This window comes from Methylobacterium sp. Ger2507, assembly GCF_055231875.1.
Genome location: NZ_JBUYVC010000001.1, coordinates 4771439 through 4788091, shown reverse-complemented (window position 1 = coordinate 4788091; position 16653 = coordinate 4771439). Strand labels below are relative to the sequence as shown.

The following is a 16653-nucleotide window of genomic DNA, read 5'->3' as shown; positions in this document are numbered from 1 at the left end:
GCCCTCGGGCCAGTGGGACCGCCGTGTCGGGATGCATCCACGGGGGATCTCGCTGATGGCCGATCTCGAGCACACGCTGCAACGCTTTCAAAGCCTTATGCTGGCGGAGCAACCCGTCGATGTCGGCGAGGCCGAGGACGCGATCTGGGCCTATCTCGCGCAGGCTCAGGGGCTGAGCGCGCAGATCGGAGCCCTGGACCGGCTCCAGGCAGCGGTGACGCGGTGGGACAACCGATCGGTATTCCTGCCCCAGTTACGCGCCGCACTCGATCGCCATCGTGCGCGTCTCGCCGAGCCGTCGGCCTGAGGGCGCTGGGGGGTACTGGTCCCAGTCCTCGTGGCGCTTCGGGGGCTTGCCGAATGAAATTCGATTGCGACAGGGGAATGGCACTGGATCGTGCCGTTCCCCTGTGGCATTGCGATAGGGTTATCTCGGCGGTGCAGCATCGTGTGTTCGCCCGACACGGCAACGCGCGAGCTTGGCATGAACCTACACGCTGTTCATCGCTCGATCGCCTTCGCGAAACCATTCAGGACGGTTGAGACCGACATCATTTCACAGGATAGCGAGATCACTTTTCGTGGGCGCGGTCTCGCGACCCTCCGGGACGGACGCCTTCTGCTCACGGTCTGTCCGCTCTGCTCTCAAGCCAATACGACCCGTGGGACAACGAACGGCCAGTGCGCTTGGTGCGCCTACGTTCCCTCTCTGGCAGATGCCGAGCCGACCGCATCGACGCAGGCCACGGCCGACGACACCTGACGCGCCGGTGGTCACTGCGGATCAAACGAGGCGTGGGATGCTTGATGGAGCGTCTGGCTGACGGGCCGCTCGCAGTCTCGCATCCCGGGCGTTCGAATTCTAACGTTGCTCTTATCCCACGGACGCCTCCTCACCGTCAGTTCGACGGATTTCGGGCAGTTCGACGGATTTCGGGCAGTTCGACGGATTTCGGGATCGACAGCGCTGAACGTCCGGTCACTGCAGACGGGAAGGCGGGGCGGCCCCGCGAGACTTTTGTTCTCGTTTGCCGTGCCGGGATAACCGGTTTCCAGTGATCCCTGACAAACTCTAGGCTTTGGCGAACAGGCGCTCGTAGGTCGCTTCGGCAACCCCGTAGCTTTCGCCCGCCGCGACACGCAACTGAGTCCGATCCAGGATGGTGATGCGGCCGCGACGAGCGCGGATCGACCCAGCGCCTTCGAGATTCTGGACTGCCAGAGTCACTCCGGGGCGCTGTACGCCCAGCATCACCGCCAGCACCTCGTGCGTCAGGAGGAGTTCGTCGCCGTCGACGCGGTCGTGGCACATCAGCAGCCAGCGGGCGAGCCGCGCCTCGATGCCGAAACTGGCATTGACGAAGGCGGTCTGCCGGGCCTGGAACAGTTCGGCCTCGAGAAAGCGTAGCACTGGCTTGCGCAGGCCGGGCCCTTCCGCGATCGCTGCGGCCATGTCCGCCACCTCGATCGCCAGTGCTGACCCTGCAATCTGAACGATATGCTCGTAGGGCGACGTCTCCGCACCCAGCATCAGGGTCGAGGCTCCGATGAGGCCCTCCGGTCCGATCATCCCCACTTCGAGCCGGGTCGATCCGATCTGCATGATGATCGAAATCAGTCCCGATTCCACGAAGTAGACCCGATCGGGCGCCGTGTCGGGATGGACCAGGACTTGACGAACCGTCAACGCGGCCGGACGCAGCCGCGGCTGCAGCAACGTCCAGTCGCCCACCGAGAGCATTCGCAACAGACGGTTACGAGGTAAGATTTGCATTCGTAAAGGCCCGAGTCCTGCTCTCCTGGGGAAGAGAACAGAGCCCCACCCTCCACTGCGCGGCCATATCCAAAGATCAACATTAGATCAATGAAAGATGGTGATCTTCCAATCGGCGCATGAAAACGATCTTGGATAATCTGATAAACATAGGTTAAGTGTTTGAAATCATACAAATGCGTTGGCGGTGCTTACAACCGCTCGTTCCGCGAGTTAGAACGAGATTGATTGTGGGCGACCTATCTGCACGTGCGTGGCATGGAAGACCGTGACCTGGACTCTCTGGATCGACGACGCGCCTTGTATCGGCGGCGATCGCCTGGGGCTTCGCTCCGCCCGTTTTCGTCCCGGATCGCAGGGCAACCGCTCAGCCGCTGATCGCCGCACCTCGGGACTCGCGTAAGCGAAATCCGACACCCGTTGCCAAGATTACGGACACCGTCTTGTCATCACATTCCTCGACCCCGCCTCTCGACGCCATGAACCCGTTGATCCGGAAGCTCGAAGGGTTCGGTCCCCTCTCGGATCAGGACCGAGCCATCCTCACGAGCGTCAGTGCCAGCGGCCATCTGATCGGGCCCCGCGTCGACCTGATCCGGGAGGGCGACGCACCGGATGGCGTCATCCTCATCATGGAAGGCATTGCCTGCCGGCAGAAGCATCGGGCGAACGGCGCTCGGCAGATCACCGCCTATCTGGTGCCGGGCGACGCCTGTGACCTCGATGTGGCGCTGCTCTCGCGGATGGACCACACCATCACCACCCTGTCCGCCTGCCGCGTGGTGCGCGTTCCCCTCGACGTGGTGAAGCGCCTGATGGAGGAGCATCCGGCCATTGCGCGCTCGTTGCGGATGTCCACCCTGGTCGATGAGGCGACCTTGCGCGAGTGGCTGGTCAATGTCGGGTGCCGGTCGGCGATCGAACGCATCGCTCACCTGTTCTGCGAACTGCTGCTCCGGTTGCAGGTCGTGGGATTTGCGAGCGAGGACACCTACGAGTTTCCCGTGACGCAGCTCGACCTGGCCGACACGGTCGGCCTGTCGAACGTGCACGTGAATCGGTCGCTTCAGGAACTCAGGCGCCAGGGCGTGATTGAACTCAAGGGGAGGACCCTGAGGATTCTCGACCGTCAGCGACTGAAGTCGATCGCCGAATTCGATGCCAAGTACCTGCACCTGGGAACGCGGGCCGCAGCATGACCCTGAAACTTCAGCCCGTGCAGATTGCGACGGGCAGCAACGACCGCGAAAGCCGTCTGGTTTTCGAGGACGGCCGTCTCGTTGCCGTACTGGTCCAGCTCTCCAGCGAGCATGATTCCCATGCGGGTCACTGGTTCCTGGAGGCGGGGTTCGGACGCGTCGAGGATCCGCACGCGCCCATCTTCGCCGACCTCCGAGAGGCGCAGGCCTGGATTGCCCGACAGCTGGCGGATGTCGATCCCTCGTACTGACTGCACTCCGTCGCGCCGTGACGGCAAGACCTGAGAGGTCTTCCTGCAAGCCCCAGACGTTTTCTGAGCAGACATCGCGAAGACGATTGATGTGTGTGAATGCATCATCCGCGGGTCTGCGTCACGATCATTCCCGTTACCCCTTCATGGGTGTGACCGGGGTCTCGCCGATGCCTTACCCCCCGATTGTGTCGGCGAGACCACGCTCAAAACTCCTTGTATCGTCGTGGTTCAAGTATTATCATTCGTTTTCCATAATAGCTTAAGTTCGGTCAAGGCATCGCTTGAATACGTTTCAGCATGAATTCTTGTAGATGAACGCGTCGTACTGATCAAAACAACAATTGAAACATTTTTCAATCGCTGATTTCGATCTCAAAACATCTTTATCGTAATATTCGAAAACTGATCGTTTACTTCTCGGTGGCATCCATGGCTCGCGGACATGCTGTGCGTAGGCCGATGGAGCATCACGACCATGCGTTCGGTTTCGAGTCTCACGGCCTTTTCTTCGCCGGGCCCTGCGCCTTGCCGCTCCGAAGCCGCCGTCCTTGCCTCTTATCTCGACGTGGTCCGACAGGGATTTCTGCTGTTCGAGGGTGGGCGAGTGATCCTCTGCACGGACCCGGCCCGCGATATTCTCACCGCGTTCGATCTCTCCACCGATCCCACTGCCCGGTCGGCCCTTCGCACCCTGTGCCGCCTCCTCGCCCTTCATCCGCGTGCTCTCTTCGCGCAGGTACGGCAGGCCTTCGAACGCCACGAGCCGGTCGCCTTCGAGGTCGCACGTCCGGCGATGACGGTGGACATTCGATTGCATCCGGTCGGTTGCGGGAATGCCGCCGCCACGCGTTGGACCGTCACCCTCGAGGACGTCACCACCCGCCGTGCCGCCGAGGCTGCGGCCAGCAGCCATGCCCGCCTCGATCCGCTGACCGGCCTGCCGAACCGGCGCCATCTGCGCGAGCGCCTTGAGGAGGCGCTGGCGCGAGTTGGCGCCTCCGCCGCCAGCTGCGCCGTGCTGCTGGTCGATCTCGACCGCTTCAAGCCCGTCAACGACACCCTCGGCCACGCCATCGGTGACGCCCTGCTGGCGAAGGTCGGCGACCGGCTCAGCGCCACCCTTCGACCCGGTGACACCGTCGCGCGCATTGGCGGCGACGAGTTCGTCGTGGTCCAGAGCGCTCCCGCGAACGTCGAGGAGACGCGCGCCCTGGCCCGACGGATCGTCGATCTCGTCGGCCGCACCTACATGGTCGAGGGTCACCTTCTGACCATCGGCGCCAGCGTCGGTGTCGCTCTGGCTCCGGAGGACGGGATGGATGCCGACCGCCTCCTCAAATGCGCCGACCTCGCTCTCTATCGGGCCAAGCTCGAGGGGCGCGGGACTTTCCGTTTCTTCGAGGCGGAAATGGATGCGCGCATGCAGGCCCGCCGTCGCCTCGAACTCGACATGCGCCAAGCTCTGGGGCGGCGGGAGTTCACGCTGCATTACCAGCCGCAGATGAATCTCGGCAGTGACCGCCTGACCGGCTGCGAAGCGCTGCTGCGCTGGCAGCACCCGGAGCGGGGTACCGTTTCGCCGGCGGATTTCATCCCGCTCGCCGAGGAAATCGGCCTGATCGTTCCCATCGGTGAATGGGTGATCCGCCAAGCCTGTCGCGACGCGGCAACCTGGCCGGCACCGATCACCGTCGCGGTGAATGTGTCGCCGGCGCAGTTCAAGGGCGACCGGCTCGTGGAGGTGATCGTCTCGGCCCTGGCGAGCTCGGGCCTGCCGGCCGAGCGCCTGGAGATCGAGATCACCGAGGGCGTCCTGCTGCAGGAGAACGCGCGCACGCTGCGCATCCTGCATCGCCTCCGCGCCCTGGGAATCCGCGTCTCGATGGATGATTTCGGCACCGGCTACTCGTCGCTGAGCTACCTGCGGTCGTTCCCGTTCGACAAGATCAAGATCGACCGCTCCTTCGTGGCCGACATCACCCGCAAGCCGGACGGCGATGCGGTGATCCGCGCCATCGCGGGGCTCGGGCGTAGCCTCGGGATGACGACCGTGGCCGAAGGGGTCGAGACCGAGGACCAGATGCGACGCATCCGGGCCGAGGGCTGCACCGATGTCCAGGGCTACCTCGTCAGCCGACCGATCCCCGCCGAGGCCCTGCTCACGTTCTTCGCGAGCCGGGGTCAACACGGCCTTGCCCACGCGTAGGGCCTCGAACCACGACGCTCTCCCGCTTTCGGAAATCCGCCATGACCCAGCTCTATCGACTCGTCTATGCCAGCAAGAACCTGTTGGCCGTGCCGGAGGCCGAAGCGAACGCCGCCGTCAGCCAGATCCTCGCCGCGTCGCAGCGGAACAACGCCGCGGCCGGAGTGACCGGCGCCCTAATGTTCAACGGCGGCGCGTTCGCGCAGGTGCTGGAGGGGCCGCGCCAGGATGTCGAGCGCACCTTCGAGCGAATCCAGCGCGACGAGCGGCACGGCGACGTCACCGTCCTCGAATGCGGGCCGACCGAGGCCCGCGGCTTTGCCGACTGGTCGATGGCCTATGTCGGGCGAGCCACGGCGGGGGAGGCGCTATGGAGCGACCTCGGGCGCGAGAGCGGGTTCGACCTGTCACGGCTCGACGGCGATGCGATCTTCCGGATGCTGCACGGTCTGGTCCTGGAGGAGGAGGGACTGACTTCGCCCGCCCCGGCCTTCGACGCCGACCGGGTCCGCGCCGAGGTTTCCGAGCTTCGGCCTGACCTGCATGCGCCGCTCGAGAGGGGGGTCGTCGAGCGGGACGCTTCCGCCCTGGCGGTGCTGCGTCAGGCCCTTGCCGAGGAGCGTCGCCGAACCACTGAGCTGCGCGGTGCACTCGACGACGCGCGCATCGCTGAGGCACAGGCGCAGAATCGGTGCGAGTCGCTTTGTCGGGAGCGCGACCTGTGGGTCGAGCGAGCCCGCAGCCTCGCCGCCGCTTTGTGCCGGGAAGCCGAGGCGGTCCGCCGGGGCCCCGCGCCCGATCAGGATGCGGCGACCCGCGCCGCCTGACCGGGCGGCCGCTACACCTTGAAGTTCATCAGCAATGCGCCGGCCGCAGCCGAGACCGTGCGGGCACCAGTGGCACCGTAGGACGCCCCCTGGTCCTGCCGGACCTGCAACTGCTTCACGAAAGTGGCGAGCAGATCACCGGTGCTCTGGCCGGACGGACCGACCGTTGCGGATTCCGATGCCACCCGAGGCGCCCCATCCGTTTGGGACGGGTCGGGGTCGCCCCGCAGGACCGAGTTCAGGGTTCGGGCTTGGTCGCCGGTGAGCGCTCCGCTCTCGACTTGCCGGCCGATCAGGTCATCGATGCGCGTTCGCAGGCCGGACGGGTCCAGGCGCGCCGCCTCAGGGCCACTGCCGATGCCCTGCGTCAGCGCGGCATCGATCGAGTCGACCGCGGTGTTCAGGGCGGTCTGATCGGCGCTGCTGAGGGTGCCGGCTGCCGTCCGCGCCGCGATGTCCTCGTGTGCACGAAGGCGCGGCGATGGCGGAAATGTCCCGGCCTGTGCGGAGATCGACGTCATGTCCTGGCCCTGGCGGGACCTTATCCCATCCTCCTGATGGCGCGGATCCGGTTAATGTTCGGTGAGAAGCCGCCCCTGTGATTTGACGCACCGTGAGCCCGACCGATCAGCGAACGGCTTTTGCCGACCTTGTCTTCGGTGCGAAAGCCAGCCGACGAATTGTCTCCCAGCCTACCCCGGCAAGGGCAGCCCCCTCCCAGACGTGCGACAGCTGGTTCTCTTCGCAGGTCCTGTGTCTATCGCGGGACAAGACGCGTGCCGTCCGGGACCCCGAGGGCGGTGCCGAGGCGGGTGCGGCAGTGCTTGAGGCTCCGGAAGGCACGTCCGGAATCGCGGGCGAGCCGGATCAGGGCACCGACTTGGCCGGGCTGGCGCGCGACGGCGCCGAGAACGGCGAGGATATCGGGCTCACCGTTCGGCTTCAGGGCCGTGGCGGCGAAGGCCGGGATCGCCCGCTCGGCCGGGTCGCAAACGACCCGGAGAGCCGCGAACGGCAACCCGTGCGCCTGCGCGAAGGCCGCTGCCGCGTGCGATTCCATGTCGACCGCGGCGCAGGCGGTCGCAGTCCGAAGCGAGGCTTTCGCCGCGACGCTGAGCACGGCGGCATCCACCCCGGCGATGGCAGCGGTGCGGACCGATACGCCAATTCCCGCAAGGGCCCGTTCCCAGGCGGCCACGATGGCAGGATCGGCCGGGTAGCGTGCCTCGGCGGTGACGATGGCGCTCGCAATCAGGACGTCGCCCGGCTCCAGGTCGGGATCGAGACCACCAGCGATACCGATGCTGACGACCGCGCGGCATTCCGGGGATAGACGATCCGCCAGCATGCGACGCAGGCGTTCGGGATTCCCGCCCGCACCGATGGCGACAACGTCGTCGCCTGAGGCGAGGCGCGCCTCCTTGGCCAGCCCGGTCACGGCGAGTACGGGCTGTGCGCCGGATGCGGAGTTTGAAACCATGCCGTCACCCGACCTGTGTTGCCTTGGCGTTCATCGCTCGACGCCTTCGGATGCCGGATGGATCCGGCGAGGCCGGCGATCCGATTCCCGCATCCCGTTCGATGCTTATCGCTCCCTCACCCCTCTGTGAGTCGCGGGAACTCACCCCTCCGCGCTCTGCAAAGCAGAGCGCGGTTCACTTTGCACAAGCTCAATAGATTTCGGACAGGCTTGAGGTCCGCCTTGGAGGAGAGTGCGACCGTCGGTAGGGGAGGGCGCGATACAGCGGGAGACTCACCCGTTTCGCAGGATCAAGCCCCTGCCCAACGGGCACGCCGTCCGACCCATCGCTGCGCCCATCACATCCCGAAGGCGACCTTGCGGGTGTTGCTGCGCTGGAGGTTCCGGTAGCGGGCCATAGCCCAGAGGGGGAAGAACTTCGGGTAGCCGTGATAGCGCAGGTAAAACACGCGCGGGAAGCCGGTTGCGGTGTAGCGCTCCTCGGACCAGAAGCCGTCCGCGCCCTGAGTGCGGGTCAGATAGTTGATGCCACGCGTCACCGCCGGGTCATCGGCTTCGCCCGCTGCCATCAGGGCGAGCAGCGACCAGGCCGTCTGCGAGGCGGTGGAGTAGCCGGGCTCGAAAGCAGGGTCGATCTTGTAGGACGAGGCGTCCTCGCCCCAACCGCCGTCCGGGTTCTGGATGCGGATCAGCCAGGCGACCGCCTTGCGGATCTCCGGCGCAGCCGGATCGACGCCGGCGGCGTTGAGCGCGCACAGCACGGACCATGTTCCGTAGATGAAGTTCATGCCCCAGCGGCCATACCAGGAGCCGTCCTCTTCCTGGTCGTTCAGCAGGTAGGTGACGCCGCGATCGAGGGCCTTCGAGCTTTCCCGAGTCTCGCCAAGCTGGGCCAGCATCGAGACGACGCGGGCGGTGACGTCGGCCGTCGGCGGATCGAGCAGGGCGCCGTGATCCGAGAATGGGATGTGGTTGAGGTAATGGTGGTTGTTGTCCGCGTCGAAGGCAGCCCAGCCGCCGTCGCTCGACTGAAGACCCTCGACCCACTCGCGCGCGCGGGCGATGGCGTTGCCGTAATCCGGGACATCGGCGACGAGGCCGTGCTGGCGCGTGGCGCGATCCATCGCCATGACGACGACGGCGGTGTCGTCGAGGTCCGGAAAGTGCGGGTTCGCGTATTGGAAAGCCCAGCCGCCGGGACGCACGTTCGGCCGACCGGCCGCCCAGTCGCCCTTGATGTCGAGGACCTGGAGCGGCTTCAGCCAGTCGAGGCCTCGCCGGGCCTGATGTTCGGCATCCGGGCCGCCGGCTTCCAGCAGCGCGTGGCCAGCCAGCGCCGTATCCCAGACCGGGGATAGGCAGGGCTGGACGTAGGCCTCATGCTCCTTGACAACGACGAGCTTCTCGATCGCCTCGCAGGCGATCCGCACTTGCGGATGGTCCGCCGGGTAGCCGAGCACTTCGTACATCAGCACGGTGTTGACCATGGCGGGGAAGATTGCGCCGAGACCGTCGTCGCCGTTCAGGCGCTCGCTGACCCAGGCCACGGCCTTGTCCATCGCGCGCGCCCGGCGCTTCTTGGGGAAGTAGTCCTGTGTGACCTGGAGCATCCGGTCGATGGCCCCGAAGATCGGCGTCCACGGCCAGGTCGCGTGCGGGCTCCCGGGCCAGGTGCGGACGGTCTCAGGCGGAGCGACGAACAGCTCCGGAATGCCGATTCCGCGCGGGTTGCGGGCGCGCGGCTTCTTCGCCTGAATCACCAGCATCGGCACGATGACGCAGCGGGCCCAGTAGGAGACCTTGTCGAGGTGGAAGGGGAACCACTTCGGCAGGTGCATGATCTCGACGGGCATCACCGGCACGGCACGCCAGGGCACCTCGCCGTAAAGCGCGAGCAGGAACCGGGTGAAGACGTTGGAATTCGCGGCGCCGCCGCGGGACAGGATGGCCTCGCGGGCGCGGCGCATATGGGGCGCCTCGATCGAGTCGCCACTCATCTTGAGGGCGAAATAGGCCTTCACGCTGGCGCTCATGTCGAACGGCCCATCATGGACCAGGGCCCAGCCACCGTGCTTACCCTGTGTGCGGCGCAGGTAATTGCCGATCTTGTTTTCCAGCTCGGGCGCGATCTCGGTGGCGCGGAACTGGTGGAACATGATGTATTCGGACGGAATGGTCGCATCGGCTTCGAGCTCGAAGCACAGATGGCCGTCCTCGTGCGACAGCGCCGTCAGGGCCTGGGTTGCACGCACGACGCCACGATCGACGTCCTCGAGGGAGATCTCCTGCGTTTTCGGGCGCTGCAGCGCCTCGACCTTCCTGTATGCGTCCCGCATCGTCCTCGCCTCACAGGCCGCCCAGGCGGCCGCCTTATCTCACGCCGCGCCGCGCGCTCGTGCTTGTCCGCACGTGTCTGTCCTCTTGGCGAGGGCCAGCGCGGCGGTCGTTCCTGAACGGATGGCTCCCTCGATCGTCGATGGCAGGCCGGTCGCGGTCCAGTCGCCTGCCAGGACGAGATTTTCATGAGCCGTCACGGCGCCGGAACGCCGCGCGGCCTCGGCGGGCGTTGCCGCGAAGGTCGCCCGCTTCTCCTTGACGATCTGCCAGCTTGGCAGTTCGGGTGCAAGTCCGGTTAAAGTTACGATCTCCGACCAGATCTGACGTCCCAAATCCTCGCGCGGCACATCCAAGAGACGATCCGCTCCGCTGATGGTCACGGACAGACGATCCGGATAAGCAAACAGCCACTCCGTGATACCGTTCACCACACCCAGAATTAACGGCGCACCCGGCGGCGGGACCACAGCAAAATGCGCGTTCACGATCGAACGGTGGCTCTGCGGGGCCGGCAGGCCCGGCAGCAGGTCGCACGCGATCCACGGCGGCAGCGCGACGACGACCGCATCCTCCGGTGCCAGGGTGATAGTTTCGTCGCTGAAGACGAGGCCGTCGATGCGGCCGGCGCCGAGGACAAGGCTGCGCAGGCGGTGGCCGAAGCGCAACTCCGTCCCCCGCCGGGTGAGATAATCGATGGCGGGATCGACGAAGGCGGCCGACAGGCCACCGACTGCAACGAGGGGCCGGCACGCCTTGCCGCCGGCGCCCAGCGTCTCGCGCAGGATGGTGGCCGCAAGGCCGGTGTCACTTTCCTTCGGGTCGGTGTTCAGGGCCGCGAGCAGGACGGGGTGCCACAGCCGATCGTAGAGCGTGCCTTCGCAGGTCATGCTCTCGCCGATGGTGCCACCCTGGCCCGGCGCCTTGCCGGCCGCTGCCTTCAGGATACCGAGAGGCGCCAGGTAGTCGCGCGCTGCGGTGCCGGGCACCCGGCGGGAGGCCTGAAGCACCCACCACGGCACCCGGCCGGCATTGGGGCGCAGGGTCCAACGCTCGCCGGTCTTCAGGTCGGCGAAGGGAAACGCCGCTTCGTCCGGCCCGGACAAGGCACTCTCCGGGGCGCCGATCGTGCGCATGAAGGCGAGCGCCGAGGTATTCCCAGACAGCAGCAGGTGGTTGCCGTTGTCGATGGTAAGGCCGAGGGTCGGATCGTAGTACGAGCGGCAGCGGCCGCCAGCTTGCTTGGCCGCCTCGTGCACGACGACGCGCGCCCCGCGATCGACCAGCGAGACGGCGGCGGACAGCCCGGCGAGACCCGCCCCGACGACGTGGACCGTTCCGACCATCAGACGATCCCGTGCCGGAGGACGACGCCGAGAAGCACGAGCTTGCCGGGCTTGACCCGCGCCCGCGGCTTGGCCCAGCCCCGGGCCAGGACAGCGTCGAGGTAGAGCCGATAGGCCGCCGCCATCAGGCGCGGCGCCTTGGTGACCTTGCGCGGGCACTTCGCGATGATGTCCCAGGTCTTGGCGTAATGCGCCTCGGCCTCTCGGGCAACGGCGATGCAGACCTCGCCGATTCGCGGATGATCGATGGCGGCCTGGGGCGTCGGCGCGTTGAGACCGATGGCGGCCAGCTTCTCGCGCGGCAGGTACAGGCGATTGCGCGCGGCGTCCTCGTCGATGTCGCGCAGAATGTTGGTGAGCTGGAGGGCGCGGCCCTCGTGATGGGCGAGCGCGATGCCCTCTTGCTCGGACAGGCCGAAGATTCGGACGGAAAGGCGACCGACCGCGCTGGCGACCCGGTCGCAATAGAGGTCCAGGGTCGCCTCGTCGGGGGCGATAATGTCTTCGAAGGCATCCATTGCCATGCCGTCGATCACCGCCTGGAAATCTTCGCGCAGGAGGCCGTAGCGGCGGATGGGTACGACGAGGTCTTGCACCCGCGGCGTCGGGCGGCCGGCATAGAGTGCATCGATCTCGGCGCGCCAGCGGTCGAGTTCGGCGGCGCGGACGGGCGCGGGCCCGCCGTCGTCGGCGACGTCGTCGACAGCCCGGCAGAAGGCGTAGACCGCGTACATCGCCGCGCGGCGATCGGGCGGCAGCAGGCGCATCGCCGTATAGAACGAGGACGACTTTGCCGGGAGGGCGTCGACCTGGGGAGACGCGGTTTCGGCGGCGGGGGACAGGGTGGCGCTCATGCCCGGCTCTCCCGTGCCACTTTCGCGGCTTGAACCCGCAGCGTTCGGCCGCGCAGGGGACGACGCGCGAGGGTGGTGGCGATGCCGCCGAGCGCGGTCAGCGCGAAGGCGGCTTTGCCGTGGTGCACCTTCTCGCTCAGAGGGTCGCGCTCCATCAGGCCCCGGCACAGCACGACGGCGAGGCGGTGGATCGCAGCGATCTCCAGGCTGAGGCGCAGATCGGCGATGAGATCGGGCAGCACCGCGCCCTCCTCGAGCAGCCCCATGGTGCGCTCCGCCAGTTCCCGGATCGCGCCCCGGAGCGCCGGCGATGCTTTGTCGGCAGACAGCTCCGAGATCACAGCGCCATGCGCCTCGAGGGTCTCCTGCGGCAGGTAGACCCGATCGATGGCGCGAAAATCCTTCCCGCAATCCTGCAGGTGGTTGATGATCTGAAGGGCGGCGCAGATCGCATCGGACGGCCCCCAGACCACGCTGCGGTTTTCGCCATGCACGTCCAAGAGGAAGCGGCCGACCGGCATGGCCGAGAGGCGGCAATAGGCGATCAGCTCGTTCCAGTCGGCGTAGCGGTTCTTGCGCGCGTCGAGCCGGAAAGCCTCGAGGAGTTCGAGGGCATGCGTTGGGGGAAGCCCGCGCGCCGCCAGTTCCCGCCGCAGGGGCTCGGCAGCCGAATCGGTCGGACGGGTGCCCGTCAGGTCGTCGGCCAGGGCGTCGAGGAGTTCGATCTTCCGCTCCGGATTCAGACCGGTATGATCGGCGACGTCGTCGCCGGCGCGGACGAAGTCGTAGAACGCCAGGATCGCACCGCGATGCTTGGGATGGATCAGGTGCGAGGCGACGGGGAAGTTCTCGTCGCGATAGCCCTTGCCGGTCCGCGCCTCGGTGGCGGTGTGGATCGTCGCGCTCATGGCAGGCGTCCCTCCTGGCGGAACCAGGCGATCGCGTCGGACAGGCCCTGTGCGTAGGGCCGGGCGGTGTAGCCGAGTTCGGCCCGTGCCTTCGCGTCGGAGAAGAACATCCGGTAGCGCGACATCCGGATGCCGTCGATGGTGGCGAAGGGGGCCTTGCCGGTGAACCGCGCGATCTGCTCGGAGACGAAGGCGATCGGGTAGACCACGGCGCGCGGCAGGTTCACGGTCGGGGCTTTGCGGCCGACCATGCCGGCGATGTCGGCCAGCATCTGCGACAGAAGCACGTTCTCTCCGCCGAGGATGTAGCGCTCGCCGGTCCGACCGTGCCGGAGCGCCAGCAGGTGCCCGGCCGCCACGTCGTCGACATGGGCCAGGTTCAGCCCGGTATCGACGAAGGCCGGCATCCGGCCGAGCGCGGCTTCGAGGATGATGCGGCCGGTCGGGGTCGGCTTGACGTCGCGCGGGCCGATCGGAGTCGACGGATTGACGATGACCACAGGCAGGCCGTTGCGGGCCGCCATCTCCTCGACCACGCGCTCGGACACGACCTTGCTACGCTTGTAGGCGCCGATGGCCGTGCCGGGGGTCAGGGGCCGGGTCTCGTCCGCCGGAGTGCCATCGTCGTGCGGCTTGATGGTGGCGACGCTCGACGTATAGACGATCCGCTCGATGCCGGCGCGCAGAGCCTCTTCCATCAGGATGACGGCACCGTCGCGGTTGGTCGCTACGATCTCTTCCGGATCGGGTGCCCAGAGGCGGTAATCGGCGGCGGCGTGGATAAGATAGCGCTGCCCCTGGAGGGCCCGTGCGACGGCAGCGCGATCGCGCATGTCGCCCTCGACGATTTCGACGTCGGTCCAGGTCAGGTTGGTGCGCGGGGAGGTGGCCCGCACCATGATCCGCACGGGAAAGCCCGCCTTGCGGAAGACGTCGACCAGGGCCGCTCCCAGGAAACCGCTCGCGCCCGTGATGAGAACCGGGCCGGCATCGAACGGGCCGGAAGGGGTCGCCTGTGGCATTTCTCTCGTAAGGGTCTGAGGATCTTATGCGAGCGCCGGGCCCGAAGCGAACTTCGAACCCATGGATGGCGCGCTTTTGTCATCGAAATCGCTGCCGGACAAGCGCAACGGAGACACACCCGGGACGCAAAGCCCGGGCGGCCGTCATACGCCGGCAGCGGATCAGGCGAGGCGCAGGCGACCCGACTGCCCGGCCTTCCGTTCGGGCAGGGCGGCCTTGACGGTGTTGAGGATGCCGGCGGCGTCGAGGCCGGCCTCGGCGTACATCGCGTCTGGCGCATTGTGGTCCTGGTAGCTGTCCGGCAGAGTGAGCGTGCGGACCCGCACCCGGCCGGCATCGAGCGCACCGCGCTCGGCCAGCAGATGCAGCACCATGGCGCCGAAGCCGCCCACCGAGCCCTCCTCCAGCGTGACCAGAACCTCGTGGTTCGCCGCCAGGTCCAGGATCATCGCCGCGTCCAGCGGCTTGGCAAAGCGCGCATCCGCCACCGTCACGGCGATGCCCTCGGCCTCCAGCAGATCGGCCGCCTTCAGCGCCTCGGACAGGCGCGTGCCCAGCGCCAGCAGCGCCACCCGCGCCCCCTCCGGCGCACGCACGATCCGCCCCTTGCCGATCTCCAGCACCGAGCCGCGCTCGGGTAGGTCGACGCCCACGCCCTCGCCGCGCGGGTAGCGCAGCGCGATCGGGCCGGTGTCGTGCGCGTGGCACGTCGCCACCATGTGCACCAGTTCGGCCTCGTCCGAGGCCGCCATCACCGTCATGTTCGGCAGGCAGCACAGATAGGCCAGATCGAAGGCCCCCGCATGCGTCGCCCCGTCCGCCCCCACCAGGCCGGCCCGGTCCAGGCAGAAGCGCACGGGCAGGTTCTGCAGCGCCACGTCGTGCACGACCTGGTCGTAGGCCCGCTGCAGGAAGGTCGAGTAGATCGCCACGAACGGCTTGTAGCCCTCCGTCGCCAGCCCGCCCGCGAAGGTCACCGCGTGCTGCTCGGCGATGCCGACGTCGAAGGTCCGGTCCGGATGCGCCTTGCCGAACAGGTCGATGCCGGTGCCGCCCGGCATCGCGGCGGTGATCGCCACCACCCGGTCGTCGGCATCCGCCGCCTTGATCAGGCTCTCGCCGAACACCCGGGTGTAGGCCGGGGCGTTGGGCTTGGCCTTGGCCTGCACGCCGGACAGCACGTCGAACTTGACCACGCCGTGGTAGCGGTCGGCCGAGGCCTCGGCCGGCGCGTAGCCCTTGCCCTTCTGGGTGACGACGTGGAGCAGGATCGGGCCCTGCTCCGAGTCGCGCACGTTCTTGAGCACCGGCAGCAGGTGGTCGAGGTTGTGACCGTCGATGGGCCCGACATAGTGGAAGCCCATCTCCTCGAACATCGTGCCCGAGCCCACCACCAGGGAGCGGGCATATTCCTCGGCCGCGGCCGCGCGCTGGTAGAGTGCCTTGGGCAGGAGCTTGCCGAGCTGCTTGGCGGTCTCGCGCAGGGACTGGTAGGTGTCGCCCGAGGCCAGCCGCGCGAAATAGGCCGACATGGCGCCCACGGGCGGGGCGATCGACATGTCGTTGTCGTTGAGGATGACGATCAGGCGGGATTTGAGCGCGCCGGCATTGTTCATGGCCTCGTAGGCCATGCCGGCCGACATCGAGCCGTCGCCGATCACCGCCACCATGTTGCGGCGCTTGGGGGCGGGGGCGCCCTTGGCCTGGGCGGCCGCGTCGTCGAGGTCGCGCGCCACGGCCATGCCGAGGGCCGCCGAGATCGAGGTGGACGAGTGGGCCGCGCCGAACGGATCGTAGACGCTCTCCGAGCGCTTGGTGAAGCCCGACAGGCCGCCGGGCTGGCGCAGGGTCCGGATGCGGTCGCGCCGGCCGGTGAGGATCTTGTGCGGATAGGCCTGGTGGCCGACATCCCAGACGATGCGGTCGTCGGGCGTGTCGAACACGTGATGCAGGGCCACCGTCAGCTCGACCACGCCGAGCCCGGAGCCGAGATGCCCGCCCGTCACCGAGACCGCGTCGATCATCTCGGTGCGGACCGCATCGGCCACCGCCTGCAGCTCGCTCTCCGGCAAAAGCCGCAGGGCCGCTGGCTCGGACAGACCGTCCAGGATCGACGGACCCTCCGACAGCCCCGACGCGGACGCGGAGGACGCTGGCGAGGTTTCGCCCGTGGTTTCTTGCCGTGACACCGATGCACACCCGTTCGTTTGCTGAACATCGGTTCGATTTCGCCCACCCTCGCTGGATCGAGAGCCGGCCGATCATCAAACGATGCGTGCTCCGGTCTGAAACCGAAGCCATTCATTCGCACTTATAACGCCATTACGCAGCTTTGCCACGTTGCGGAACGTTTGTTCGCGTCCACAGCCTGGACCGACCTGCAATACGATTCCGCTGCACGGGGCCAAGCGGTGAATTCCGGATCGTGATTCGGCTGCGATGCTGGCT

General features: G+C 67.1%; 14 protein-coding genes. 5 read left to right on the top strand and 9 right to left on the bottom strand.

The window, feature by feature from the left end:
- The first annotated feature begins 55 nt into the window (after positions 1–55).
- Complete coding sequence (locus ACV7NL_RS22230) at positions 56–307, top strand: hypothetical protein (RefSeq protein ID WP_056481153.1); 252 nt, start codon at positions 56–58, stop codon at positions 305–307.
- 765 nt (positions 308–1072) lie between these two features.
- On the opposite strand, the gene ACV7NL_RS22225 is transcribed toward ACV7NL_RS22230, so the two are convergent.
- On the bottom strand, positions 1073–1687 hold the full coding sequence (locus ACV7NL_RS22225) for a Crp/Fnr family transcriptional regulator (RefSeq protein ID WP_463356903.1): 615 nt from the start codon (positions 1685–1687) through the stop codon (positions 1073–1075).
- A gap of 530 nt (positions 1688–2217) precedes the next feature.
- Here ACV7NL_RS22225 and ACV7NL_RS22220 point away from each other — a divergent pair.
- The 4 genes from ACV7NL_RS22220 (at position 2218) to ACV7NL_RS22205 (ending at position 6260) form a co-directional block, all read left to right on the top strand.
- Positions 2218–2973, top strand: a complete 756-nt coding sequence (locus tag ACV7NL_RS22220; RefSeq protein WP_348528120.1) for a Crp/Fnr family transcriptional regulator — start codon at positions 2218–2220, stop codon at positions 2971–2973.
- Positions 2970–3224 carry a hypothetical protein gene (locus tag ACV7NL_RS22215; protein ID WP_056481159.1) on the top strand — a complete coding sequence of 85 codons (255 nt, stop codon included), beginning with the start codon at positions 2970–2972 and terminating at the stop codon, positions 3222–3224. Before ACV7NL_RS22220 ends, ACV7NL_RS22215 begins: the two co-directional genes overlap by 4 nt.
- Before the next feature lie 478 nt (positions 3225–3702).
- Positions 3703–5433 (top strand): putative bifunctional diguanylate cyclase/phosphodiesterase, encoded by a 1731-nt coding sequence (locus tag ACV7NL_RS22210; RefSeq protein WP_056481161.1) that lies wholly within the window; start codon positions 3703–3705, stop codon positions 5431–5433.
- Between the two features lie 41 nt (positions 5434–5474).
- Positions 5475–6260: a BLUF domain-containing protein gene (locus ACV7NL_RS22205; protein WP_056481163.1), complete on the top strand. Its 786-nt coding sequence runs from the start codon at positions 5475–5477 to the stop codon at positions 6258–6260.
- 11 nt (positions 6261–6271) lie between these two features.
- On the opposite strand, the gene ACV7NL_RS22200 is transcribed toward ACV7NL_RS22205, so the two are convergent.
- The 8 genes from ACV7NL_RS22200 to dxs all read right to left on the bottom strand — a co-directional run bounded on the left by ACV7NL_RS22200 (position 6272) and on the right by dxs (position 16313).
- On the bottom strand, positions 6272–6781 hold the full coding sequence (locus ACV7NL_RS22200) for a hypothetical protein (protein WP_056481165.1): 510 nt from the start codon (positions 6779–6781) through the stop codon (positions 6272–6274).
- A 236-nt stretch (positions 6782–7017) separates the two neighbouring features.
- A complete protein-coding gene (locus tag ACV7NL_RS22195) occupies positions 7018–7740 on the bottom strand; it encodes a phosphorylase (protein ID WP_056481167.1) in 723 nt (240 codons plus the stop codon).
- Positions 7741–8078: 338 nt separating this feature from the next.
- Complete coding sequence (shc, locus tag ACV7NL_RS22190) at positions 8079–10076, bottom strand: squalene--hopene cyclase (protein ID WP_056481169.1); 1998 nt, start codon at positions 10074–10076, stop codon at positions 8079–8081.
- 39 nt (positions 10077–10115) lie between these two features.
- Positions 10116–11420: a hydroxysqualene dehydroxylase HpnE gene (gene hpnE, locus ACV7NL_RS22185; protein ID WP_463356902.1), complete on the bottom strand. Its 1305-nt coding sequence runs from the start codon at positions 11418–11420 to the stop codon at positions 10116–10118.
- Positions 11420–12274, bottom strand: coding sequence for a presqualene diphosphate synthase HpnD (hpnD, locus tag ACV7NL_RS22180; RefSeq protein ID WP_463356901.1), 855 nt, complete (start codon positions 12272–12274; stop codon positions 11420–11422). Before hpnD ends, hpnE begins: the two co-directional genes overlap by 1 nt.
- Positions 12271–13182 (bottom strand): squalene synthase HpnC, encoded by a 912-nt coding sequence (gene hpnC, locus ACV7NL_RS22175; RefSeq protein ID WP_463356900.1) that lies wholly within the window; start codon positions 13180–13182, stop codon positions 12271–12273. The genes hpnD and hpnC overlap by 4 nt, the downstream gene beginning before the upstream one ends.
- Positions 13179–14204: a hopanoid-associated sugar epimerase gene (gene hpnA, locus ACV7NL_RS22170; protein ID WP_247637311.1), complete on the bottom strand. Its 1026-nt coding sequence runs from the start codon at positions 14202–14204 to the stop codon at positions 13179–13181. Before hpnA ends, hpnC begins: the two co-directional genes overlap by 4 nt.
- Positions 14205–14366: 162 nt before the next feature.
- Positions 14367–16313 carry a 1-deoxy-D-xylulose-5-phosphate synthase gene (gene dxs / locus ACV7NL_RS22165; protein WP_463357193.1) on the bottom strand — a complete coding sequence of 649 codons (1947 nt, stop codon included), beginning with the start codon at positions 16311–16313 and terminating at the stop codon, positions 14367–14369.
- Positions 16314–16653 lie beyond the last annotated feature (340 nt).

What these genes read in the sequence shown, in the direction of transcription:
- ACV7NL_RS22230 (WP_056481153.1), top strand. Translation starts at nt 56, where the DNA reads ATGGCCGATCTCGAGCACACGCTGCAACGCTTTCAAAGCCTTATGCTG.
- ACV7NL_RS22215 (WP_056481159.1), top strand. Translation starts at nt 2,970, where the DNA reads ATGACCCTGAAACTTCAGCCCGTGCAGATTGCGACGGGCAGCAACGAC.
- ACV7NL_RS22210 (WP_056481161.1), top strand. Translation starts at nt 3,703, where the DNA reads ATGCGTTCGGTTTCGAGTCTCACGGCCTTTTCTTCGCCGGGCCCTGCG.
- ACV7NL_RS22205 (WP_056481163.1), top strand. Translation starts at nt 5,475, where the DNA reads ATGACCCAGCTCTATCGACTCGTCTATGCCAGCAAGAACCTGTTGGCC.
- ACV7NL_RS22200 (WP_056481165.1), bottom strand. Translation starts at nt 6,781, where the DNA reads ATGACGTCGATCTCCGCACAGGCCGGGACATTTCCGCCATCGCCGCGC.
- ACV7NL_RS22195 (WP_056481167.1), bottom strand. Translation starts at nt 7,740, where the DNA reads ATGGTTTCAAACTCCGCATCCGGCGCACAGCCCGTACTCGCCGTGACC.
- shc (WP_056481169.1), bottom strand. Translation starts at nt 10,076, where the DNA reads ATGCGGGACGCATACAGGAAGGTCGAGGCGCTGCAGCGCCCGAAAACG.
- hpnE (WP_463356902.1), bottom strand. Translation starts at nt 11,420, where the DNA reads ATGGTCGGAACGGTCCACGTCGTCGGGGCGGGTCTCGCCGGGCTGTCC.
- hpnD (WP_463356901.1), bottom strand. Translation starts at nt 12,274, where the DNA reads ATGAGCGCCACCCTGTCCCCCGCCGCCGAAACCGCGTCTCCCCAGGTC.
- hpnC (WP_463356900.1), bottom strand. Translation starts at nt 13,182, where the DNA reads ATGAGCGCGACGATCCACACCGCCACCGAGGCGCGGACCGGCAAGGGC.
- hpnA (WP_247637311.1), bottom strand. Translation starts at nt 14,204, where the DNA reads ATGCCACAGGCGACCCCTTCCGGCCCGTTCGATGCCGGCCCGGTTCTC.